Raw genomic sequence first — 21,316 nt, 5'->3', positions numbered from 1 at the left:
GCACCCAGAGGCTCGAACCAGCGCCGGCGGAGCCACACGGAGATGGCCGTGAGGCCCGCTTCGTCACGGCAGGAGGATGCGGCAGCCGTTCGTCGCGGCATCCGATGGGCAGGTGGGAGCAACAACGTCACGAACTTGTCGATCACTGGGATCAGAAACAGGTTTACCCGGTCGTTCAACCTCGAGCCCGACGAACTCTGTCCAGGTGTCTCGTCTGGCGTCTCTCGAGCAACTCGTCGATGGGCTCAAGCACGCGGTCCCACGCGCGCTCAGCTTCCAACGCGCCATCGTGGGTTCGCGCGCAACCCTGAGCTGCGGTGATGGCCCTGTCATAGAGGGGGCGATCTTCCGGAAGGGATGCCGAGCGCTCACTTCGCAGCCACTTGATCAGCCACGGCATGTCTCGGGACCAGTTGGGGTTTGCCAGGGAACGCACACGCAGATAGCCCAATTGGTCCCACCACCGGCGGTTGTGCCACGCGGGTGAGTTCGCTGACGGCAGGCCGGGGGGTAGGTTCTTCATGCAATCCAAGTTGCCTGGTGGCGGCGCCCGGGACCAGGGGTTTTCACACTCGTCCAACTCGTGCGCCGGGGTTGGTGCCCTCGCTTCAGGTCGAAGCGGCGGAGGAACCGACTGCCAGCAGTGGTCCACGGCCTCGCCGCTGGCAGCAGTGCCCGACCACCACAGCCGGCCTGGCTTGTTCACCCCCGAGGGCTTCGCGGTGCGGTCACCCGGTCTGCGTCTGGGCCTGTCGCGGCGCGGGGACGGTGACTGTGGTGGTGTCGAGTTTGATCCAGGCGCCGATGTCGGTCTGGGGCTCGTCGGTGCCGCGGAGGGCGAAGCCGCCGTCGCGGGGGGTGTTGTAGGCGTCGGCGCCGTAGACCTTGAAGGTGATGGGGTGGTCGCTTTGGTTGGAGATGGTGACGTGGTCCTTGAGGGTGGCTCCCGGGGGGCTGGTGAGTGTGAAGTAGGTGCGGCTGGCGGGGTCTGTGGCTTTGCTCGGGGTGGGGTAGACCGACCAGGTTCCGTTGTCCGCGGCGTGGGCGACTGGGCTGGTCGGGCTGCCCGGCACTGGCGCCAGGGCCAGGGCGAGAGCGAGCAGGACGACACGTGCGATGCGTCTCAGGGTGTCGGCGGCGGGTGTGGGGGACATGGTGTGCGCCTTTCGGGGGCGTGGCCTGGGGCAGTGTTGCGACCGGCGTGGGTTGTGGCGGGGGATGGTGTGGGGCCCGCGTGCTGCCTGGGGGAAGGCCGGCAGCGCGCGGGCGTGTTGGGCAGGGGTCAGGCGAGGGTGAGGGTGAGGGTGGTGGTGTAGGTGCCGGTGGGGGTGAAGGCGGGGATGTTGAGGTTGAGGTCGGCTTGGGCGGTGAAGTCGCCGCCGGTGCCGGTGGTGGCGGTGGGGGCGCCGGCCAGGGTGGCGGCGGTGGTGCCGAGTGCGCCTGGGGTGCCGGGGGTGCAGGTGCTGGGGCTTCCCGCGGTCGTGGTGGTGCAGGCGGGTGTCCAGTGGAGGTTGGTGGCGGGGATGGTGTGTTTGTCCGGGGAGGTGAGGTCGCTGTCGAGTTTGCCGGTGAGTGACCAGCCGGCCTTTCCGCCGCGGTAGTCGTGAACGGTGGTGGCGGGCAGTGGGGCGCCGGTGCTGGCGGCCTGGCCGAACTTCACTGGTGGCAGCTCGACTTTGGCCCCGTCCGGCACGGTCATGGTCAGTTCACCCGCGGTCACCGACGCACCCACCCGAACTCCGCCAGGCGCCCCGGTGCCGGGGGCGACGGAGACCGCCGCCAGGGCGTTGACTTCTCCGGCGCCGAAAAAGCTGTTGTTCTCGGGGGCACCCGTGCACCGGGAGTCGTCCGCGGGACAGGGCTTGCGGGTCGCCTGGGACGTCAGGAGGGTGCGCAGGGTGGCGGCCGTGGCCCCGGGATGGGCACTGGCCAGCAGCGCCGCCACGCCGGCCACATGGGGCGTGGCCATCGAGGTGCCTTGCTTGTTCCCGTAGCCTCCACCCGGGAGTGTGGAGTTGATCTCCACACCGGGAGCGGTCACTGTGATCTTGCCGCTGCCGTAGTTGGAGAAGTCTGCCAGTTTGCCGTCCTTGCCGGACGCCGAGACCGTGACCACGCCGGGCAGCTCGGTCGGCAGTTTCAGGCAGGCGTCGTTGACGTTCCGGTTGATGGTCTTGGAGTCGTTGGGGCTCTTGCCGTCGGTGGACTTGTGTGCCAGGTCCTGGCTGTCGTTGCCGGCAGCGGCCACCACCAGGACGTTCTTGCGCTGGGCGTAGGCAACGGCCCGGGAGACGCCCTCGATGATCGCGGCCTGGTCGAGGTCGTCTCCACACGCGAAGCGCCAGGGGTCCACGTAGGCACTCATGTTGACGACCGGGAAGCCTTGCTGCGCCGACCAGAGGAACGAGCAGATGGTGGCCTCCGGGAAGAAATAGTCCGGTCGGGCGGGCTCGGATACCCGTACGGCCGCAACCTTGACGCCCGGGGCGACGCCCACCACTCCGTGGCCGTTCTTGGCCGCGGCGATCGTCCCGGCGACGTGGGTGCCGTGGTCATTCCCCGGCCGCCAGGCGCCAGGGCGCTGGTCCGGCTTGCCGTAGGCACAGCTGGCGGATTTGTCGGGGGCGAAGTTGGCTTTCAGGTCGGGGTGCTGGTCGTCGACCCCGGTGTCGAGGACACCGACGGTGACCGAGGATGATCCGGCGTTGGTGTCCCAGGCCTTGTCGGCGTGGATCTGGGTCATGTCCCACCGGACGGGCTGTTCGGGGCTGGTGTCGGTCTTCTCCGCGGGTGTCGCGGGGAGGGCGGGGCCGTAGGCGTCCTTGGGTATGTCCGAGGTCCGGGTGGCGCCGGCCTTGACGACGCCGGGGACCTGGCGCATCGCGGCGGCGAAGCCGGAGTCGGTCGAGTGCGCCACGAGAACGCCTATCTCGTCGTAGGCGGTGTACACCGTGCCGTGGTGCTCGACGACGGCGGCGCGGATGCGGGCCAGGTCCGCCGGCGAGGCGCCATCCTTGGCGATGACCAGGACGGCGCGCAGGCCCGCACTCCACTGGCCAGGAGAGGCGTTCGTCGGCGCGGGGTCCACTGCGGGGTGGGCGCCGGCCGCGGCAACCGCTGCGGTCAGGATCAGGGCCGTCAGGCCGGACACAACCGCGGCACCTCGTATGGGTGGTCGGGAAGGTCGATTCACAATAACGCTCCGAATTCTGGGTCCTGGACAGACCCTGCACGCAGGCAAGGACACTGCCAGGGAAAGGGGATCCGCCTCGGTTGTGACGGATGAGGCAGCGTATGACCTTTAGATCGCCATTTCATCACCTCTTGACGAGGCGTCATGTTGCCGTTGGTAACCGACTTCCACTCAAGGCGCCGACCCCTCGGGTCGAGCAGAAACGCAATCTCTACCGGACGGCCGCAGTCTGACAAATCGCCAATACGGGGGCCTGCTACGGGAAACCCGTAGCAGCTGCCACCAGCTGCGGACAAGTCATGTGCAGAAAGGCATTCTTGACGATGCGTCAAGGACGCAATCACTGGGCTGTAGTTGCCTCTCGCGTGCTCGCCCGCCGCGTCGGACACGCCGTCGCGAGCCTCGAACATCAATGATTTCTTCCCATGGCGCCATAATCTGGCTTCCCTGGAATGTGAAATCTTCGATATCCGCTTCCCCATCACAGCGTTCGACGATGAGGGAGCCATAGGTGCCATAGCGGAAGGTGTTGATGCAGCACTCGGGGAGTTCCTGGACGCGATGGTTCCTGTTCGCCGGAGGAGCGGAAGCTGAGCCCTGCGGGGAAGTAGTCGGATCCTGCGGTGGAGTTAAGGGCGGCGCTCGTTCCAGCCGGCCAGGGTCCGTGTGTCTGGGACACCATGAAGTCCAGCCCGCCACGGGCGTTCTGCTCGGCCCCCCGGCTGGAAGCATAGGAACGAACGACCTTATGTCTTCTCCTTTCTTTGATGCTCACCCCTTCCGCAGTGCGGGTGCGGGTGCGCGTCGATCTGCGTGGAGGTGGCACGACGGCATCCGCTGCTGCGCAGCCGCCGCAGCGCCTGGCTCCCGACGGCTGCCGATATCCCCACCGGTGAAGCGAGAGAAGCATTCATCTGTGCCGGTGCCGCACACCAGCGTAGGAATACCTGTTTCGCTACCTGTACCCGTACCGATACGCAGGCCGGCGAACGTACGCGTCCCAACGCTGCCCGTGGCGGTGCCACGGGCAGCGGGTCTGTACGGTCAACGGCCCTGTCTCGGATTCGGTGGTGACGGGGTGCCGTTATCCGAGCGGGACGCGGTGGCGAAGGAGGGTGAACCCTGCCCGTGGCAGTGTGGCCCTGAACGTCGCCAGTTCCTTCTCCAGGCCCGACAACGCCTCCTCGAGCCCGGACTCGTCGTTCTCGGCCGAGGGCTTGGCTATGGCGTGCGGCGCAGACATCAGGACAGCGCCTGCGGTCAGCATTGCTATGCCTGCGGTACGGATACGCCAGCGGCACTTCACGTGGTGACTCCAGAGGTGGCCGCGCACCCCAGGCAGCTGCAGCTGGCCGGGAGGGGGTGCACTGCCACGGTCGATCGAGGGTGCCGCCGAGGCCCCGGCGTCCGAGGCGCGCGGTCTCGTCAGCCTCGGCACGGCAAGAGTCGGCTGGCGGTGCAGTGGAAGGAGGTCTGCCTGCGCCGGTCCTTGAGGGTAATGTCGCCACCTACAAGGATGCCGTGCCTGGTGGTGACCTGGTCGTCGAGGCCACCCGGACGGGGTTCGAGCAGTTCCTGCGGCTGAACCGGGCGTCCGAGGGCGGGGCGCCGATGGTGCTGCCCATGACGGTGCCTGACGGAGTGACGGCCAGGCAGAACGTCGACGGGTCGGTGACGTTCACTGATGCCATGGGCGAGGAACGGATGCTGAAGGAGGCACAGCTCGTCTACAACTACTCCAAGCGCCGCAAGATGAAGCTGTCGTTCCGCAAGATGGTCGGTGCACTCTTGGGCATCGACGGCATCAAGAAGCACTGCCGATTCTGAGCCCGAGGGACCACCACCATGCTTAACAACACCATCGCCACAGCGGTCCTACTGGCAGAGCTCGGCGTCATCATCCGCTACCGGCTGGTCCGCAGCCGTCGAGAACACCCTGGAGACTGGCCTCAGCTGACCGACGTCCGCTACAGCCACCTCGCCGCGGCCCTGACCGCAGCCACCATCGGATGGGCAGTCACCAGAGCAGACACAAACTGGGGCACTCTCACCACCCTGCTGCTCCTCGGAGTGTTCATCCCCGCTTCAGCAGCTCGCGCGGCAGCCACCCTGTGGCGGCCGCTCACCGGCTGGATCATATGCGCAGCAGGAGGACTCGCCACAGGCATCGCCAACCTGTAGACGACACCATCGGCAGGCGCGCCTTTTCGACCGCCCCTGCGACGGCGGCCAGCGCTCGCATCAGTCGTTCCCCGCCCGCTACCGAGCGCTCAACCCGCTGCAGAGTGCCGACCCACTGCCACCGGAGCGGTTCGTACGGGCGACGGCGGCATGGATCGAAGGGCGACCGAGCAGACCGCAACCTGGGATGTCAGCGCCGTCCTGAGCACGGCCGCCGACGCGGCCGACGACGACCTGCTCCAACAGATCCTGCTCCAGCTCTCCTCCGGCTACGACCTCCTCTTTGGCCGCCCGGAGCCCGCCTGACCATCCATACGCCGGTGCCCCGGGCCCTGTCTCGGATTCGGTGGTGACACAGAGTCGTGAGGGCTCGTTGACATTCGTGTGAAGGAGGTCAACGAGCTTGTCCAGACGGTGTTTTCAGGGCTCTCCCCGCTGGTGATCGAGGATGTGGTCGACGAGTGCGAGCGGATCGTGGTTCGGGCACGAACTCCGCAGGACACAGCGGTCTGCCCGGTGTGCGAGGCGTCGTCGGGGCGCGTGCACGCCTCGGGATTGTGTCAGTGCCGCGGGAAGACGGGAAGACGGGAAGACGGGAAGACGGGAAGATACGAGCCTGACCCGTCAGCGACTCCGGCGGGCGTTGAGCCGGGCAGCCTGGCGCGTCAGGTGGTCGCGCTCGGCGAGGTTGGGTGCCTTTTGGGCCGCCTCGGCGTACAGCTGTGCCGCCGTCGCCAGATCGCCGTCGCGCTCGTGGAGATACGCGGCCACCGCGGCGTGGCGGGGCAGTGAGTCGTCCAGCGCCGCGAGCGCCGCCAGGCCGGCGCGCGGCCCGTCGGCCTCGCCGACGGCCACCGCGCGGTTGAGCCGGACGACCGGGCTGTCGGTCAGGCGCGCCAGCTCGTCGTACCACTCGACGATCTGCACCCAGTCAGTCTCCTCGGCGGTGGGCGCGTCGGCGTGGAGCGCCGCGATCGCGGCTTGGGCCTGGAACTCGCCCAGCCGGTCGCGGGCGAGGGCCGCCTGGAGGATTTCGACGCCCTCGGCGATCGACTCAGTGTCCCACCGGCCGCGGTCCTGCTCGGCGAGCGGCACCAGGCTGCCGTCGGGCGCGGTCCGGGCGGCGCGCCGGGCGTGGTGGAGCAGCATGAGGGCGAGCAGCCCCGCCACCTCGGGGTGTGCGATCGCGGCCGCGAGCTGCCGGGTGAGGCGGATGGCCTCGGCGGCGAGGTCGACGTTGCCGGAGTAACCCTCGTTGAAGACCAGGTAGAGGACGCGCAGCACGGTGGCGATGTCGCCGGGTCGGTCGAACCGCACGCCGGAGACGGTGCGCTTGGCCCGGCTGATGCGCTGCGCCATGGTCGCCTCGGGCACCAGGTAGGCCTGGGCGATCTGGCGGGTGGTCAGCCCGCCGACGGCACGCAGCGTGAGCGCGACCGCGGACGACGGCGTCAGCGATGGGTGGGCGCACAGGAAGTAGAGCTGGAGCGTGTCGTCCACCGCGGGCGCGGGCCCGGGCGCCGGCTCCTCGTCGACGAGGTCCTCACGGCGGCGGCGGGCGGCGTCCGCCCGGGTCGCGTCGAGGAACCGGCGCCAGGCCACGGTGACCAGCCAGCCCTTCGGGTCCCGCGGCGGGTCGGCCGGCCAGACGCGGACCGCCTCGGCCAGGGCGTCCTGTACGGCATCCTCGGCCGCCGCGAAGTCGGCTCCGCGGCGGACGAGGATCCCGAGCACGCTCGGCGTGAGGCTCCGGAGCAGAGCCTCGTTCATCTCAGTGGCACTCCGTGATGGTGGGCGCCGCGGTCAGGAACGGGCGCAGCTCGAGCCACTCGTGGATCGGCTTCCCGCCCGCCCCGGGGGCGGCCGACAGTTCCCCGGCAAGCTCGATGGCGCGCTCGTAGCTGTCGACGTCGATCACCATCCAACCGGCGATGAGGTCCTTGGTCTCGGCGAACGGGCCGTCGGTGACCGGCGGGCGACCCTCACCGTCGTACCGGACGAACGTCCCCTCGGGGGCGAGCGCCTGACCGTCAACGAACTCGCCGGTCCCCTCGAGCCGGGTCGCGAAGTCGTTCATGTACTGCACGTGGGCCGAGATCTCCTCGGGGGTCCACTGGTCCATGGGCACGTTGTTGACCGGGGCCGGGGCGCCACGGTAGTGCTTGAGCAGCAAGTACTTGGCCATTGTGCTTCTCCTGGGTACTGGTGCGACCCATTGTGGTCGCGTTCACTGCGGGGACGGAGCCGGCCACGGATTCTCGACATCGCCGTCCGAATTCTTTTTGGGGAGGGATCCATCGAACACGGACAGGTCGACGTGCCACTCGATTTTGTAACCGGGCAGGCCGCTGTACGTACCAGTCTTGCCCGCACCGAGCAGCCGTTACCGCCCGGTGAGCGGACTGGCTGACCGGGCCCGCCGCCAGCAGTCCGCTGGACGGCGACGTCGCGGGGGGCGGGTGTCGGGCTCCGCGATGCGGTCGCGCTGGAACGGCGAAGGGCATCCGCGGGCTGGGGGCGCACCTGGCGCCGATGTCGGTGACGGCCCTTGGGAGTGCTGTACAGAGCGCGGTCATGCGCTGCTGCGCTTCGTCGATCCGGCATGCAGCTCGGTCCGCTTGCCCGGTGAGGATCTCACGGCGTGAGCGTCGCGGGGGTGGGGCCGTCGGGGCGGACGGTGATGCCGTACGCCGCCTTCGTGGGGGTGGACGCGAAGGCCAGGGTGTGGACCGGCAGCAGGTGTTCGAGCAGGATCGTCGATTCACGGAGCGCGAATTGCAGACCGAGGCAGGCGCGGGGACCGATGCCGAAGGGGAAGTAGGCGCCCGGGTGGCCAGGCCGGCCGTCCGGGGTGAGGAAGCGCCGAGCGTCGAAGTGTTCTGGGTCCGGCCACAGCTCAGGATCGCGGTGCGTGAGGTACGGGCAGATCAGGATGTCGGTGCCCGCCTCGACGGTGTAGCCGGCGAGGGTGTCGTCCTCGGTGGCGTGGCGGGGCAGGATCCAGGCTGACGGGTAGAGCCGGAGCGTCTCGTGTACCAGAGCCTGGATGGCCTGGCGGCGTTGCGGCGAACCTTCATCGCCGGCGGCGAGAGCTTGTTCGCGGGCGGCGGGGTACTGGTCGAGGAGGAGGTAGAGCCAGGTCAGAGTGGTGGCGGTGGTCTCGTGCCCAGCCACGAGCAACGTGACCAACTCGTCGCGGATCAGCCTGTCGGTGTACTCGGGGCGCTCGTCGGTGGCGTCGATCAGGACCTGCAGCAGACCTGGGCCGTCGGGGCCGACCGCGCCGCCGCGGGCGGCCTCGATGGCGTGCCGGGCGACCGCATCGATCCGGGCGAGATCGGCGGCAACGGCGTCCTGGGCGTCGGTGACATCAGCGGGCAGCGTCGGAAGGGCGGCCGCCACGGCTGCCACGGCGGCCAGTTCGCGCTCGGTCCCGTCATCGAGGGGGTGCCCGGTAAGGGAGCGCCAGATGGCGTCCAGGGCGAAGCGGCGCATCTCCCGCTCGACATCGAGGGTCTGCCCGGTACGGGCGTACCCGTCCCAGCGTCCGGCGGTGGTCCGGGCGGCCTCAGTGATCCGCTGTTCGTAGCGGCGCATTCCGGTAGCAGTGAACTGGGACTGCAACAAACGGCGTTGGCGCTTCCATGCCGCACCGGTGGCGGCGAGAACTCCGCCGCCGATCAGCAGACGGGCGCGGTGGGAGCGCTTGACGTAGCGCTCCGGGTGCCGGGCGAGTACGTGCTGGACCGCCTGCGGGTCGGTGACAAGAACGGTGGGGGCCGGCCCGAGGCGGAACGCGGCGATGCTGCCGAACCGCTCGCGCACCTGGGACAGCAGCTCGACCAGTTCACCTCCCCCCGAATGCCACCTCTGCACGAGTCCGGGCTCGGCTTCGGGGACCGGCCGCCCCGTTGCGGGGATGTGCGAACGGGAGCCGGGACTGGCTTCGGGGTTCATGATTCTTCTCCTGGTCAACCGCTGTGCTTGGCCGTCACGGAGCACTGGCATCACGGACTGTACGGGAGCGGGCGCACCCGGTGACAGCGCTCGGTGTAGCCACATTCGGGCGAGCTGCCGCGAAGGCGGATGCCGCAGAACTCGACTGCGGCCAGGCGGGGCTCCGGATTCCGAGACCGCCGTTCCAACGCACCGCATCAGTCGCCTCGTAGGGCCTCACGACACGGTCATCCTGGCTGCCGCGGTTGTGCCGGGTACGCACGCCCTCATGCCAGGCCGACGTCGCTGTCCTCGGTCACGGGGGGCCGGAGGGCGTTCAGCCAGCTCTCGGTGCGGCCGACATGGGCAGCCGCAGCGCTGGCGGCAGCGGCTGGGTCGCGGTTGGCCAGTGCGGTGACGATGGCCCTGTGGTCCTCGTTGGTCACCCGCTTCATTTCCGGACCGCCGGGCAGTGTGAACACCTGGTAGTGGCGGGAGCGGGAGCGGAAGACGGCGAGCAGGGACTCAAGGGCCGGATTGCCGGCGATGCGCGCGATCTCGGAGTGGAAACTGTGGTCGAAGACGGTGACCTTTGCCGGGTCGTCCGTGGTGTCGATCCCTTCGATGTGACCGTAGAGACTCTCCAGTTCTTCTGGGGTGATCCGGGCGGCTGCCTGTGCCACCACATGGGACTCCAGAACGCGCCGGATCTCGTACAGCTCCAACAGGCCATCGAGGGGCAGCAGCCCGATGGTCAGAGAGAGTGTCCCGATCAGATCCTCGGGTCTGAGCAGCGAGACGAATGTGCCGGATCCGTGCCGCGCCTCCACCACACCCAACGCCGCGAGCATGCGTACGGCCTCGCGCAGGGAGCTCCGCGAGATACCGAGTTCGTCGCACAGCTCGTTCTCCGGCGGGAAACGCTGGCCGGCGCTGAGACGGCCGCTGGAGATCATGTGGCGCAGGCCATGGAACGCCTTGTCGACCGCGGACGTCATCGCTTCCTCCTTATAAAGGGGTGCTCCTGCCCACCCTGAGTCATCCTACGCACAGCAGCAACGCCACAAAGTCATCAGATAACTATGACTGAAAGTGTTGCCTTGCAGGCAGACGGCGCTCACAATCGAGCCCAGTCATCACATGTCTTCCCAGCTCTGTCTGATGTCTTTGGAGTCTTGTGAGCACTATCAATCTCGCCGCTGCTCCACTCCGGCTGAGGAACGGGCAGGCCGCGTCGGCAGGCTGGTCGCTCGATCCGTTGGTGAAACACGTGAACCACGGCTCGTTCGGCGCGGTCCCGCTCGTAGCGCAGGACGAACAGAACCGCCTGCGACGGCAGATGGAGGCCGCACCTGTGCACTGGTTCTCCCGGCTGCCGAGGAAGATCGCGACCGCACGGACCGCCGTAGCCGAATTTCTCCAGGTGGCAACCGAGGACCTGGCCCTCGTCCCCAACGCCAGCGCGGGAGCCAGCGTCGTCTACGCCAACCTGCCTCACCGTCAAGGTGGCGAGATCCTGGTCACCGACCACGGCTACGGCGCCGTGACCATGGGCGCCGAACGGCTCGCCCGACGATGGGGCGGCAGGGTCCGCACCGCCCGTGTCCCGCTCGACGCCGCCCCTGACACAGCCTTCGACGCCGTGGTGACGGAGCTGTCAGAAGCGACCGGGCTCGTTGTGATCGACCAGATCACCTCACCCACCGCACGGTGGATGCCCGTGGAGCGGATCGCTGCGGAGGCCGGACGGCGTGGCATCCCCGTCCTGGTGGACGGGGCACACGTACCCGGACTGGCACCTGCCCCGCTGGCCGGCCTCGACTGCGATTTCTGGGTCGGCAATCTCCACAAGTTCGGCTGCGCCCCGCGAGGCACCGCAGCCCTGGTGGCACGCACCGAACTGAGCGAGCGCCTCTACCCTCTGATCGACTCCTGGGGTGCCGCCGATCGCTTCCCCGACCGCTTCGACACCCAGGGGACCGTGGACGCCACAAGCTACCTCGCGACGCCCACCGCCCTCGGCTTCATCGAGGACACCTGGGGGTGGGGGACAGCCCGCGCCTATATGCGCCGACTGGCCGACTACGCAGAACAGGTCGTCGGCGCTGCGTTCGCCGAGGTGACTGGTGAGGACTGCACCGTCGACGTCGGTATGCCGGTCGACGCCATGCGCCTCGTGCGCCTCCCCGCCGGCCTGGCCACCACGCGCCCCGAGGCCGACGCGCTGCGCGACAGGGTCGCCCGGGAACTGGACGTGGCCTGCGCGTTCACCAGCTTCGGCGGAGTGGGCTACGTCCGCCTCTCAACGCACGTGTACAACACCGCCGCAGATTTCGAGTACTTCGCCGAGCGAGTCGTCCCCGTGCTCGCCGGATGGTCCTGTGACACAGAACTCGGAGAACACTGATGAGAAACAGCAACGCGGTCGCCGCTCTCGGCCTCGCCGTCACGATGAGCCTGGCCGGCTGCTCCGCCATGGGCGGCGGCTCCGGCGACGGGACCGTCACCCTCCAGATGGTCGAGAGCCTGACCAACCCCGCCCGCACGGAGCTTCTGAAGCAGCTCATCAGCGACTTCGAGAAGCAGAACCCGAAGATCAAGGTCAACCTCGTCTCGCCGCCGACCGCCCAGGCCGACCAGAAGATCCAGCAGATGCTGCAGTCCGGCAGCGGCGTCGACACACTCGAGGTCCGGGACATCACCGTCGGCCCGTGGTCGAACAACGGATGGCTCCACGACATGAGCAAGGAGCTCCAGGGCTGGTCCGGCTGGCACGGGCTGACCGACAACGCTGCCAAGGCGGCGAAGGGCACTGCCAAGGGTCGGACGTACTTCATGCCGTACGGCTTCTACGGGCTGAGCCTCTTCTACCGGACGGACCTCGTCGCCGATGCGGGCTACGACAAGCCTCCGGCCACCTGGGACGAACTGCTGGCGCAGGCCAGCGCGATCCAGAACAAGGAAAAGCGCCGCTACGGCTACGCCTTCCGAGGCGGCACCAACGGCAGCAGCAATGTCACCGCCGTCATCGAGGCGTACGTCGCGGACCGGATCGACCGGGCCAATGGCTACAAGCTGACCGACGGCAGCTCCATCTTCGCGGCACCAGAAGCCGCAGAGGCGCTGAAGACCTACTTCGAGCTGTTCAAGAAGGCCTCCCCGCCGTCCTCCATCGCCTGGGGCTACCCGGAGATGGTCGAAGGCTTCTCCAACGGATCCACGGCCTTCCTGCTCCAGGACCCCGAGGTGATCGCGACACTGAGCGAGTCCAAGGCAATCAAGAAGGATCAGTGGACCACCACTCCGCTGCTCGCCGGCCCCAGCGGCAAGGCGATCCAGCCAATGGCGACCGCGGGCTGGGGAGTGGCCAAGGGGAGCAAGCACAAGGCGCAGGCCGTCAAACTGGTCGAATTCCTCTCCGAGGGGCAGGCATCCACCACCTTCGCCAAGAAGAACAGCCTCATCCCCATCCAAAAGCGGGCCGCTGAAGACCCCTTCTACAAGACCGGTCCCTGGACCAGCTACGTGACGATGAATCAAGCCCCGGACAAGTACATCACCGTCACCCAGCCCCGTGACGTCCCCTGGTTCACCGAGTGGGCACAGAAGGCTGACGCGGACGTGCAGAAGGTGCTCCTCGGAAAGATGACGCAGAAGCAGCTGCTCAACGACTGGGACGCGTACTGGACTGACAAGTGGAAGAACGAGAAGAGCTGACATGAAGGCGAAGGCGGCCCTTTGGGCCGACGAGCGGACGCGGCAGCCCTTCCGCGGGAGGGGAGGCCGCGTCGCCGGGACGGCAAGCAGCGGGCGCCGTAAACGCGAGTTCACGACAAGCCGGGGCCTGGTCATCCTGGCCTTCATGGCCCCTGCGGTTCTCTTCGTGGCCGTGTTCACGTACTACCCGATGGTGGCGGGCAGCCAAATGGCTTTCCGCCACTGGAATCTGACGGACCTCACGGACACGTCGTTCATCGGATTCGAGAACTTCAAGCAGGTCTTCAGCGACCCGCTGTGGGACACCGTACTGATCAACAGTGCCCTGTGGGTGGTCGCCTCGATCGTGCCCCAACTCGTGATCGGGTTCACGCTCGCCCTCTGGCTACGCCGCCGCTTCCGCTTCCGTGGGCTCTACCAAGCGCTGATCTTCTTCCCCTGGGCCATCTCGGGTTTCCTGATCGGCATCCTGTTCCGATGGATGTTCAACAGCGAGTTCGGCGTCGTCAACGACCTGCTCATGAAGGCCCATCTGATCGACGAACCCGTCGCCTGGCTGGCCGACCCGAAGACGGCCATGGCCGCCATCATCATCGCCAACATCTGGTACGGCGTGACCTTCTTCGCCATCATGATCCTCGCCGCCCTCCAGTCGATCCCCGACGAGATCTACGAAGCCGCAGCGCTGGACGGCTCGGGCAAGACACGCACTCTGTTCCAGATCACCATCCCGTACATCAGGGCCACACTGGCCCTGACCGTGCTGCTGCGCGTCATCTGGATCTTCAACTTCCCGGACATCATCTTCGGAACGACGGGCGGTGGGCCGAACAACGAGACGCACATCGTGACCACCTGGATGATCAACATCACCCAGCAGGGCGACTACGGCAAGGCGTCCGCCCTCGGCCTCCTGGTGGTCGCGGGCCTCCTTCTGTTCTCGGTCTTCTACCTCACGGCCACCCGGCAGAAGGGAGCGAAGCTGTGAACACCCGCGAGTCCATGGCCGGAAAGGCCTTCAGGGTCGGTTTCCTCACGCTCTGGCTGGTCTTCACCGTCTTCCCGCTGTACTGGATCACCATCACGTCTTTCAAGCCCGCCGGCACCATCTTCAGCTTCCCCATCGCCTACTGGCCCAAGGACTTCTCGCTGGAGAACTACGCGGGGCTGTTCGGGAAGGCGGACTTCGGTGTCTACCTCACCAACAGCCTGATCGTGGCCACTGTCGCGGGCACAGTGGCCACCGTCATCTCGATGCTCTCGGCCTATGTGCTCGCCCGGTTCGAGTTCCGCAGCAAGACCGCGCTGCTCATGGCCGCCCTGGTCACCCAGATGATCCCCGCGTTCATCGCGCTGGGACCGCTGTATCTGCTGATGACCGACCTGCAGCTCGTCGACAACCGCTTCGGGCTGATCCTCGTCTACATCGCGGTCTGCATCCCGTTCTGCACGGTGATGCTCCGGGGCTTCTTCGACAACATCCCCGACACCCTCGAAGAGGCAGCCATGATCGACGGCTGCTCACGGTTCGGGGCACTGTTCCGGGTGCTGCTGCCGGTGATGAAGCCGGGCATCATCGCAGCCTTCATCTTCAACTTCGTCAACTGCTGGAACGAACTCTTCCTCTCCGTCACACTCATGAACAGCGACGACAACAAGACCATCCCCACAGCGCTGAACGGCTTCATCTCCAGCTTCAACATCGACTGGGGCTCCATGTCCGCCGCGGCCGTCCTGACCATCCTTCCCACCATGGTCCTCTTCGCCTTTGCCAGTCGGCATATCGTCCAAGGACTCACGGCCGGCGCCGTCAAGGGATGAGTGCACCGGTCGGCATGGCGCCCCCATACCCACACGCCCACCCCTGTGGCAGCAGGACCGTTCGCGGTCGAGCGTCGTACTCGTTGCCGGGTGAGCGGTTGTAGGTGTCGGCTTCGAGCAGGATGTCTCCTGCGAGTGACAGCCCGCCTCCGATGACGATCCGGCGGCTGAGCTCCGAGCTCGGCCTGCCCCGGCACGCCTTCGTCAAGGTCACCGGTGAGCCGAAGCCGATCTACGTTGATTGGCAGGCTCCGCTCCTGGTACGGCAGTTGTGCCGGCTGGCCGCACGGAACGCTAACGCGGAGACCTGAGCCAGGGTTCTGGAAGATCGAAGTAGGTGACGTCCTGCATGAGCGACATCATCTGCTCGAATTCTTCCTTCATATCGGCCGGCGGTTCCTTCTGCTCCCCCTCGCGGGCGGCCTTCTCCGAGGCGAAGTAGACCGCTTCGGTGAACCCGCCATCGCCGTGCAGCCCGACCGTGCCGCCGATCAGGTCCGGCCGGAACGCGGCAAGACGTCCTTCGTCGGTCGCGTCGTACATCTCACGGAAGCGAGCGGGGTCGGAGACCCGTCCCTGCATGATCTGGACGAAGCCCGCGTGGTCCGAGCCGCCCTGCAGGTACGACAGGACTTCACGGCAGTTGTGGAAGGTGACCTCGCCGGTGAAGAGCTTCGAGGTCTCTGCCCACCACGCGCTTTGTTCCGGCCGGTCGCTGTTGTGCTGTGCCGCTTCCGCGGACTCGAAGCGGACTACTCCCACAAATGTGCCGTCACTGGTCACACCTCCTGTGGAGCCAAGCCAGCCGGTAGCGCCCGCAGCGACTTCCGCCTGCCAGCGGTCGAGCCGCGCCCGCAGCGCCGCGGTGTCGCTGACCTGCCCCTGGATGACCTGGGTGAACATGAGTGCTCCTCGTGTCGATCGCGACGCCCATCGGTCACTGGCTCCTGTACACGACGCTAAGGTGACGCGCCCGGTTCGGCGAGCCGTGAGCGAGGGCGGCGGGTGCTCCGTTGGCGGGGGGCCGGGGTCGTTGGTCAGACGTCCCAGGGCGCGGTTGTGTGCGCGTATGCGGCGGCCGTTCATGCGTGGGATGCAGCGAAGAACTTCCGGGGTGTCCGGTCCGGTTCCGGCGAGCCGGACGCAGTCCTCGCCGGCGGGCGATCTCGGCGGCTTCCGTGCCTCGGACGGGGGTCGGGAACACTCGCCGGAGTGTCAGGATCCCGTACGGCGCCACGACTTCCCGGCCTGCACAGGCAGCGGTGAACGTTCCTTGATCGTTGCGTAGGCGAAGCTCGTATGGATCGAGGACACAGCGGGGATGGAGCGGATTTTCGAGCGGACCAGTACCTCGTACTCCTCCAGGCTTCCGACCGCGATCTTGAGCAGGTAGTCGCCGTCACCGGCCATGAGATAGCACTCGGTCACATGCTCGATCGCGTTGATGTGCTCTTCGACGACCTCGGTGCTCTCGGTCGTGTGGTGTTCAAGGGTCAGCTCGACGAAGACCGTGATCGGGAGTCCGAGCGCCTTGCCACTGACTTCGGCGCGATAGCCGATGATGGCGCCGTCAGCTTCCAGCTGCCGAACGCGCCGCAAACAGGGAGACGGAGAGAGCCCCACCCGGTCCGCGAGGTCTTGGTTGGTGATTCGTCCGTCCCGCTGAAGCTCGGCCAAGATGGCACGGTCAATGCTGTCCATGGGGCAGAAATTAGCAGAATCTGCTACGCAGGCGCCGATTTGAGCCAGACTCGCAATCATTTGCCAGCCACTTGTTCTTAGCATCGTCATGTCGGCCAGCACGTGTCCGATGTGGCGAGAGAACGGACCGTGATGGCCAGGACGTCAGGCAGTACGAAGGCGGGCGGGGTGGCGGCCATGCTCGTCACCGTGGCGGTGTGGGCAGCTTTTGCGGTGAGTGTCCGCGGGATCGGTGCATCGACCCTGACATCGGCCGACGTCTCCCTGCTGCGCTTCGCGGTGCCCGCCCTCGTACTGGCGCCGCGGATCCCGCGCACGCTCCGAGCACTGCGTGGCCAGAACCCGTGGACACTTGCGGCTGTCGCGGGAGGTGCCGGGGCGCCGTTCCTGCTCACGGCCTCGCTGGGGGGCGCCATGACGAGCGCGAGCCTGGTGGGACTGGTCATCCCCGGAACCGTGCCGCTGTTCGTGACCATCATCTGCGCCCTCGTGTGGCGCGAGCGCATCACGCGCAGGCAGGCCGTCGCCGTGACGGCCATCGTGGCCGGTGTCGCCGTCGCCGTGGTCGGTTCGACATCGGAGGTCTCGGCGGGCATCGGTGTCCTGCTGGTCGCGGGTCTCCTCTGGAGCGTCTACACCCTGGGGCTGAGGCGTACGAGCCTGGGGCCCGACGGCGCCGCACTTGTCCTGTGCATCCCGTCGGCTCTGGCTGTTGCCGTCGGCATCCTCCTCGGGTGGCTGCCCAGCCGGCTGGCGGCAGGCACGGCCGCGCCCGGCGATATCCTCTCCTTCGGTCTCGTCCAGGGGCTTGGCGTCGGCGTGATCGCGGGACTGTGCTACGCCTACGCGGTCCGACGGCTCGGCCCCCAGCCCGCTGCGGCTCTGGGCGCCCTCAGCCCGGTCGTGACGATGCTGCTGGCCGTGCCGGTGTTCGGCGAAGTTCCCCACGTAGCAGGCCTGACCGCCATGACGATCATCGTGACCGGCGTCCTCGCATTCACGCTGGCCCCACCCCGGCAAGCCGCCGCCCGTCCGGGCCGCCCGCGCCCCGTCGCCCTCTCCGATTCCACGCCCACTCTTGAGAGCGCCTCCTGACATGCTCCTCATCGACAGGTCTGCCGTCCAGGCAGACCCCCTCTGGTCCCTGCGCGCGAAGTACACCGACGATCCGCGGCCCGGCAAGCTGGACCTCATCCTGGGCGTGTACCGGGATGATCAGGGCATATGCCCGGTGATGCGGTCGGTCCTCGCCGCCGAACTCCGCCTCGCGGAGCGCTCCGCGTCGAAGGAGTACCGCGATCTGAGCGGCAGCGCCGACTTCGCGCGTCTCCTCGGCGACCTGACTCTCGGCCAGGCGCTCGCGGAGCGTGCAACAGCGGTTCAGACCGTTGCCGGTACGGGTGCCCTTCGCATCCTTGCCGAACTGCTGGCCACCACCGGGCGCGGGCGCACGGTTCTGCTCGGCACCCCCGCATACGTCAACCACGAGCCGATCCTGCGGGCGGCGGGTCTGGACGTCCGGACGTATCCGCTGGTATCGGCGGACGGCACCCTCGACGTCACCGCCATGCTGGACGCAGTCCGGCAGGCCGACACCGGAGACGTCCTGCTCGTCCAGGGCTGCTGCCACAACCCCACCGGACTTTCCCTGCCCGAGCCGGCCTGGGACGAGCTCGCCGACGCTCTGTGCGCCACCGGCGTGGTGCCGTTCGTGGACCAGGCGTACTACGGGCTCGGCGACGGGCTCGACGCCGACCTCGCCGGCATGCGCCGACTCCTGCAGCGCGTTCCGGAAGCGGTCGTCGCCGTCTCGGGATCGAAGGCGTTCGGCCTGTACAGCGAGCGGGTGGGCTGTGCGTTCGTCCTGGCGAAGACCGCCGCCGACGGAGGCGCGGCCCGCGCCCTGCTCGAGGGCATCGCCCGCGCGAGCTATTCGCAGCCGCCGAGCCATGGCGCCGACCTCGTGGCCGAGGTACTCGGATCGCCGGACCTGCGCCCGGTCTGGCGTGAGGAGCTCGAATCCATGCGCCGGCGTCTGGGAAGGCTACGCTCGGGACTCGTGGCGAGCGTCCTCGAACACATCGACACGCCCGCCCTCCGCTCCGTCGGCGATCAGCGAGGCATGTTCCTGCGCCTCCCGCTCGACGCGGCGCAGATGCGGGAACTGCATGAGCGGTGGGGTGTGTACGGCATCCCCTCTGGACGCATCAATCTGGCAGGAATCCCAGAAGCATGTGTCGCGGAGACAGGCGCGGCGATTGCCGCTGTATATGCCCAGGCCGTGCGGACGGCGTCGCTCGGCTGACCGAACGGCGCGGGAAACAGGCACACGTGCGAGCAATGCTCAGTACCTGTCGATCGGGCTCGGTCGGACGCGCAGGCGTACTCTCCCGAGTGATCGGTGAAGGCCACCGAGTAGGCCGACGCTGCGAACGTCGGTCGGAAGGGCATGCCCGTGCTCAGCGTGGGCACTGCCGATGGAAGACCCCGAAATCCGCCACCAGGGGTCGGCCACTGGACGCTGACGGCCGCCGGGGACCGCCCTCGCCGCGTCGCGAACAGCCGCCATGAGAACGTGAGAGCCCGCGCCGTCTGGCGCGGGCTCTCACGTCTGAGGCAGATGGGAGCCTTCGGCTGCAGGGAAGGTCCCCGGCTGGATCGCTCGGCCTCGGCAGACAGGTGATATTCCCCGCAGGGCGCTCCTTCGACCGATCTGACCGCGCACCGACTCCTGTGCACCCGGGTGCTGGGCGGCCTCATCAAAGAGTATGGATATGCAACCTGACCAGCGGCGACGGGTTTCCGGACGGCACAGGGCCTGACCGCCGTCGGGACGGACCGCGCCGCAGGTCTTGTCGTCCACGGCGACCTGGACGAGCCATTTCTGCTGTGACTGTTGGTGTGCGCTTGTGCGCAGGACGGAGCGGGAGGCCGTGAGGTGAGCGTGCGCGAGGTCGTGACAAGGAGTCAGTGCTCCTGGCCCAGCCCCGGCTCGTCGCAGACGCGCAGGTCGAATTGCTGCGACTCGGCGTGGTCCAGTTCCAGGACCACTATCTCGTTGTCCCCGGTGCGCAGCAGCGGCCAGGGCAGATAGAGGCGTCGCTGCGGCCCGCGGTCCCAATACCGGCCCAGCCAGAAGCCGTTGACCCAGACGAAGCCCTTTCCCTCGCCCTCATCGAGCGGGAGTTCGAGGAATGCGTCGCCCGGCTGGTCGACGGTCAGCGTGCCGCGGTAGAAGGCGGGGCCGGCCTGGGCAGGATTGGCGTCGGCGCTACGGTCCCAGGGCAGGACGCTGATGTCGTCGAGGGCGATCGGGTCGGTGCGCCAGCCGAAAAGGTGCTGGTAGGCGTACCGGACGGAGCCGGTGACGCCCTTGCGTTCGCCGACTTCGGGGCCGTAGTTGACCCGTCCCATCGCCTCGACCAGCACAGCGAGCTCCGCACCAGCCGCGGGAACACACACCTCCACCGCCGTGGCTCCGTCGCGTTCGAGCAAGCCTGCCGGGAGGCCGTCAACGAAAACGTGAGCGCGGTCACGCAGGCCGTCCACGGTGAGCTGGGCCACCTCGTCGGCCGGGGCGCCGGTCAGCCGGGTGCGATAGAGGGCCAGGCCGTAGTCGTGGCCCATTTCCTCGAAGCTCAACGGGGCGGCTGAGGCGACCGTACCCCGCGTGAGGGCGTCCACACAGGCCAACAGCGGCAGCCGGTCGGTCATTTCAACCGAGGCGGGTGGCAGCCGGTCGGTGTCGGGCGCGGGTACGGGCGGCAGTTCGCCGGTCCGGCCGGCGGTGAGGATCTTGCGATAGGCGGCGAACTTCGGGCCTGGCCGGCCGTCCTCGGTGATCGGGGCGTCGTAGTCGTAGGAGGTGGTGGTCGGAAGGTAGCCCTCCTGCGGGTCATGGTTGGCACCGGCGTAGGGTCCGAAGTTGCTTCCGCCGTGAGCCATGTAGAGGTTGACCGAGGCGCCGCGGTCGACCATCTCGGCGAGCACCCCGGCCGCGTCCTCGACATCGCGGGTGTGGTGCTGCTCGCCCCAGTGGTCAAACCAGCCGTTCCAGTACTCCATGCACATCTCCGGCTCCTTCGGCCGGAGTCGGTGCACAAGGTCGAACGCCTCGTCCGGCCGGCTGCCGAAGTTGAGCGTGGCCCAGATGCCGGGGATGGCGCCGCCGTCGAGCATGAGCTCGGACGGGCCGTCGGAGGTGAACAGGGGGACGTCGATGCCGCGCCGGACCAGGCCGTCCGCGAGGTGGCGCAGATAATCGGCGTCGTTGCCGTAGGAGCCGTACTCGTTCTCCACCTGCACCATCAGGACGTTGCCGCCGCGGGTGGTCTGGTGGGCGGCGATGCGGGGGATCAGCTCGTCGAACCAGCGGTCGACAGGTTCCAGGAAGCGCGGGTCGGCACAGCGCAAGGGGATCTTCTCGTTGGCGCGCAGCCAGGCCGGCAGTCCGCCGTTCTCCCACTCGGCGCAGATGTACGGGCCGGGCCGGACGATGGCACGCAGGCCGACGTCGGCTGCCGTGCGCAGGAAGGCTTCGAGGTCGGCGATGCCGGAGAAGTCGTAGCGGCCGGGCCGGGGCTCGTGAAGGTTCCACGGGACATAGGTCTCGACGGTGTCGAGTCCCATGGCGCGCAGGAGAGTTAGCCGGTGTCGCCATTGCTGGGGCAACAGCCGGAAGTAGTGCAGGGCACCGGAGAGGATTTGTCCCTCGGGTGCGTAGGCGTAGGACACAACAGCTCCATGATGTGAGGATTACAATGGTGA

The 21,316-nt window shown here is 67.8% G+C and carries 19 protein-coding genes and 2 pseudogenes; 11 read left to right on the top strand and 10 right to left on the bottom strand.

Annotated elements, in window-relative coordinates:
- Positions 1 to 728: 728 nt before the first annotated feature.
- The 3 genes from OG293_RS01070 to OG293_RS01060 all read right to left on the bottom strand — a co-directional run bounded on the left by OG293_RS01070 (position 729) and on the right by OG293_RS01060 (position 4,436).
- Positions 729 to 1,154, bottom strand: coding sequence for a WxL protein peptidoglycan domain-containing protein (locus OG293_RS01070; RefSeq protein WP_405996825.1), 426 nt, complete (start codon positions 1,152 to 1,154; stop codon positions 729 to 731).
- Between the two features lie 128 nt (positions 1,155 to 1,282).
- Entirely contained in the window at positions 1,283 to 3,151 is a 1,869-nt protein-coding gene (locus tag OG293_RS01065; RefSeq protein ID WP_405996824.1) for a S8 family peptidase, read from the bottom strand.
- 1,126 nt (positions 3,152 to 4,277) lie between these two features.
- Entirely contained in the window at positions 4,278 to 4,436 is a 159-nt protein-coding gene (locus OG293_RS01060) for a hypothetical protein (RefSeq protein ID WP_405996823.1), read from the bottom strand.
- 278 nt (positions 4,437 to 4,714) lie between these two features.
- Here OG293_RS01060 and OG293_RS01055 point away from each other — a divergent pair, with 278 nt between their 5' ends.
- The 4 genes and pseudogenes from OG293_RS01055 to OG293_RS01040 all read left to right on the top strand — a co-directional run.
- Positions 4,715 to 5,020, top strand: coding sequence for a hypothetical protein (locus OG293_RS01055; RefSeq protein ID WP_405996822.1), 306 nt, complete (start codon positions 4,715 to 4,717; stop codon positions 5,018 to 5,020).
- 18 nt (positions 5,021 to 5,038) lie between these two features.
- Positions 5,039 to 5,374, top strand: coding sequence for a hypothetical protein (locus OG293_RS01050; protein ID WP_405996821.1), 336 nt, complete (start codon positions 5,039 to 5,041; stop codon positions 5,372 to 5,374).
- Between the two features lie 88 nt (positions 5,375 to 5,462).
- A pseudogene (locus OG293_RS01045) lies at positions 5,463 to 5,680 on the top strand (DUF2267 domain-containing protein); the annotation flags it as partial.
- Between the two features lie 72 nt (positions 5,681 to 5,752).
- Positions 5,753 to 5,920, top strand: a pseudogene (locus OG293_RS01040) (ISL3 family transposase); the annotation flags it as partial.
- A gap of 78 nt (positions 5,921 to 5,998) precedes the next feature.
- Here OG293_RS01040 and OG293_RS01035 read toward each other — a convergent pair.
- The 4 genes from OG293_RS01035 to OG293_RS01020 all read right to left on the bottom strand — a co-directional run bounded on the left by OG293_RS01035 (position 5,999) and on the right by OG293_RS01020 (position 10,308).
- Positions 5,999 to 7,144 (bottom strand): RNA polymerase sigma factor, encoded by a 1,146-nt coding sequence (locus tag OG293_RS01035; RefSeq protein WP_405996820.1) that lies wholly within the window; start codon positions 7,142 to 7,144, stop codon positions 5,999 to 6,001.
- Between the two features lies 1 nt (position 7,145).
- Positions 7,146 to 7,559: a YciI family protein gene (locus OG293_RS01030; protein ID WP_405996819.1), complete on the bottom strand. Its 414-nt coding sequence runs from the start codon at positions 7,557 to 7,559 to the stop codon at positions 7,146 to 7,148.
- Positions 7,560 to 8,008: 449 nt separating this feature from the next.
- Positions 8,009 to 9,331, bottom strand: coding sequence for a cytochrome P450 (locus OG293_RS01025; RefSeq protein ID WP_405996818.1), 1,323 nt, complete (start codon positions 9,329 to 9,331; stop codon positions 8,009 to 8,011).
- 266 nt (positions 9,332 to 9,597) lie between these two features.
- A complete protein-coding gene (locus OG293_RS01020; RefSeq protein ID WP_405996817.1) occupies positions 9,598 to 10,308 on the bottom strand; it encodes a FadR/GntR family transcriptional regulator in 711 nt (236 codons plus the stop codon).
- 179 nt (positions 10,309 to 10,487) lie between these two features.
- Here OG293_RS01020 and OG293_RS01015 point away from each other — a divergent pair, with 179 nt between their 5' ends.
- From OG293_RS01015 to OG293_RS00995, 5 genes are all read left to right on the top strand, one after another.
- Entirely contained in the window at positions 10,488 to 11,717 is a 1,230-nt protein-coding gene (locus tag OG293_RS01015) for an aminotransferase class V-fold PLP-dependent enzyme (protein ID WP_405996816.1), read from the top strand.
- Positions 11,717 to 13,027, top strand: a complete 1,311-nt coding sequence (locus OG293_RS01010; RefSeq protein WP_405996815.1) for an ABC transporter substrate-binding protein — start codon at positions 11,717 to 11,719, stop codon at positions 13,025 to 13,027. Before OG293_RS01015 ends, OG293_RS01010 begins: the two co-directional genes overlap by 1 nt.
- Before the next feature lies 1 nt (position 13,028).
- Positions 13,029 to 14,015 carry a carbohydrate ABC transporter permease gene (locus tag OG293_RS01005; RefSeq protein ID WP_405996814.1) on the top strand — a complete coding sequence of 329 codons (987 nt, stop codon included), beginning with the start codon at positions 13,029 to 13,031 and terminating at the stop codon, positions 14,013 to 14,015.
- Between the two features lie 14 nt (positions 14,016 to 14,029).
- Entirely contained in the window at positions 14,030 to 14,848 is an 819-nt protein-coding gene (locus OG293_RS01000; protein ID WP_406003471.1) for a carbohydrate ABC transporter permease, read from the top strand.
- Between the two features lie 152 nt (positions 14,849 to 15,000).
- Positions 15,001 to 15,159 (top strand): hypothetical protein, encoded by a 159-nt coding sequence (locus tag OG293_RS00995; RefSeq protein ID WP_405996813.1) that lies wholly within the window; start codon positions 15,001 to 15,003, stop codon positions 15,157 to 15,159.
- On the opposite strand, the gene OG293_RS00990 is transcribed toward OG293_RS00995, so the two are convergent.
- On the bottom strand, positions 15,143 to 15,751 hold the full coding sequence (locus OG293_RS00990; RefSeq protein ID WP_405996812.1) for a hypothetical protein: 609 nt from the start codon (positions 15,749 to 15,751) through the stop codon (positions 15,143 to 15,145). The genes OG293_RS00995 and OG293_RS00990 overlap by 17 nt on opposite strands.
- A gap of 312 nt (positions 15,752 to 16,063) precedes the next feature.
- Positions 16,064 to 16,549 (bottom strand): Lrp/AsnC family transcriptional regulator, encoded by a 486-nt coding sequence (locus OG293_RS00985; RefSeq protein ID WP_405996811.1) that lies wholly within the window; start codon positions 16,547 to 16,549, stop codon positions 16,064 to 16,066.
- Between the two features lie 132 nt (positions 16,550 to 16,681).
- Here OG293_RS00985 and OG293_RS00980 point away from each other — a divergent pair, with 132 nt between their 5' ends.
- Together OG293_RS00980 and OG293_RS00975 are read left to right on the top strand one after the other, a co-directional pair.
- Positions 16,682 to 17,644 (top strand): DMT family transporter, encoded by a 963-nt coding sequence (locus OG293_RS00980; protein ID WP_405996810.1) that lies wholly within the window; start codon positions 16,682 to 16,684, stop codon positions 17,642 to 17,644.
- A gap of 1 nt (position 17,645) precedes the next feature.
- Complete coding sequence (locus tag OG293_RS00975) at positions 17,646 to 18,854, top strand: aromatic amino acid transaminase (protein ID WP_405996809.1); 1,209 nt, start codon at positions 17,646 to 17,648, stop codon at positions 18,852 to 18,854.
- A gap of 662 nt (positions 18,855 to 19,516) precedes the next feature.
- Here OG293_RS00975 and OG293_RS00970 read toward each other — a convergent pair.
- Positions 19,517 to 21,283 carry a glycoside hydrolase family 35 protein gene (locus OG293_RS00970; protein ID WP_405996808.1) on the bottom strand — a complete coding sequence of 589 codons (1,767 nt, stop codon included), beginning with the start codon at positions 21,281 to 21,283 and terminating at the stop codon, positions 19,517 to 19,519.
- Between the last annotated feature and the right edge of the window lie 33 nt (positions 21,284 to 21,316).

This window comes from Streptomyces sp. NBC_00829 (genome assembly GCF_045161795.1).
Lineage (GTDB): Bacteria > Actinomycetota > Actinomycetes > Streptomycetales > Streptomycetaceae > Streptomyces.
Note: the sequence above shows the minus strand (reverse complement) of the source record. Positions and strands in the feature narration are given on the sequence as shown.

What these genes read in the sequence shown, in the direction of transcription:
- OG293_RS01070 (WP_405996825.1), bottom strand. Translation starts at nt 1,154, where the DNA reads ATGTCCCCCACACCCGCCGCCGACACCCTGAGACGCATCGCACGTGTC.
- OG293_RS01060 (WP_405996823.1), bottom strand. Translation starts at nt 4,436, where the DNA reads ATGTCTGCGCCGCACGCCATAGCCAAGCCCTCGGCCGAGAACGACGAG.
- OG293_RS01050 (WP_405996821.1), top strand. Translation starts at nt 5,039, where the DNA reads ATGCTTAACAACACCATCGCCACAGCGGTCCTACTGGCAGAGCTCGGC.
- OG293_RS01035 (WP_405996820.1), bottom strand. Translation starts at nt 7,144, where the DNA reads ATGAACGAGGCTCTGCTCCGGAGCCTCACGCCGAGCGTGCTCGGGATC.
- OG293_RS01030 (WP_405996819.1), bottom strand. Translation starts at nt 7,559, where the DNA reads ATGGCCAAGTACTTGCTGCTCAAGCACTACCGTGGCGCCCCGGCCCCG.
- OG293_RS01025 (WP_405996818.1), bottom strand. Translation starts at nt 9,331, where the DNA reads ATGAACCCCGAAGCCAGTCCCGGCTCCCGTTCGCACATCCCCGCAACG.
- OG293_RS01020 (WP_405996817.1), bottom strand. Translation starts at nt 10,308, where the DNA reads ATGACGTCCGCGGTCGACAAGGCGTTCCATGGCCTGCGCCACATGATC.
- OG293_RS01010 (WP_405996815.1), top strand. Translation starts at nt 11,717, where the DNA reads ATGAGAAACAGCAACGCGGTCGCCGCTCTCGGCCTCGCCGTCACGATG.
- OG293_RS01005 (WP_405996814.1), top strand. Translation starts at nt 13,029, where the DNA reads ATGAAGGCGAAGGCGGCCCTTTGGGCCGACGAGCGGACGCGGCAGCCC.
- OG293_RS01000 (WP_406003471.1), top strand. Translation starts at nt 14,030, where the DNA reads ATGGCCGGAAAGGCCTTCAGGGTCGGTTTCCTCACGCTCTGGCTGGTC.
- OG293_RS00995 (WP_405996813.1), top strand. Translation starts at nt 15,001, where the DNA reads ATGACGATCCGGCGGCTGAGCTCCGAGCTCGGCCTGCCCCGGCACGCC.
- OG293_RS00990 (WP_405996812.1), bottom strand. Translation starts at nt 15,751, where the DNA reads ATGTTCACCCAGGTCATCCAGGGGCAGGTCAGCGACACCGCGGCGCTG.
- OG293_RS00985 (WP_405996811.1), bottom strand. Translation starts at nt 16,549, where the DNA reads ATGGACAGCATTGACCGTGCCATCTTGGCCGAGCTTCAGCGGGACGGA.
- OG293_RS00980 (WP_405996810.1), top strand. Translation starts at nt 16,682, where the DNA reads ATGGCCAGGACGTCAGGCAGTACGAAGGCGGGCGGGGTGGCGGCCATG.
- OG293_RS00975 (WP_405996809.1), top strand. Translation starts at nt 17,646, where the DNA reads ATGCTCCTCATCGACAGGTCTGCCGTCCAGGCAGACCCCCTCTGGTCC.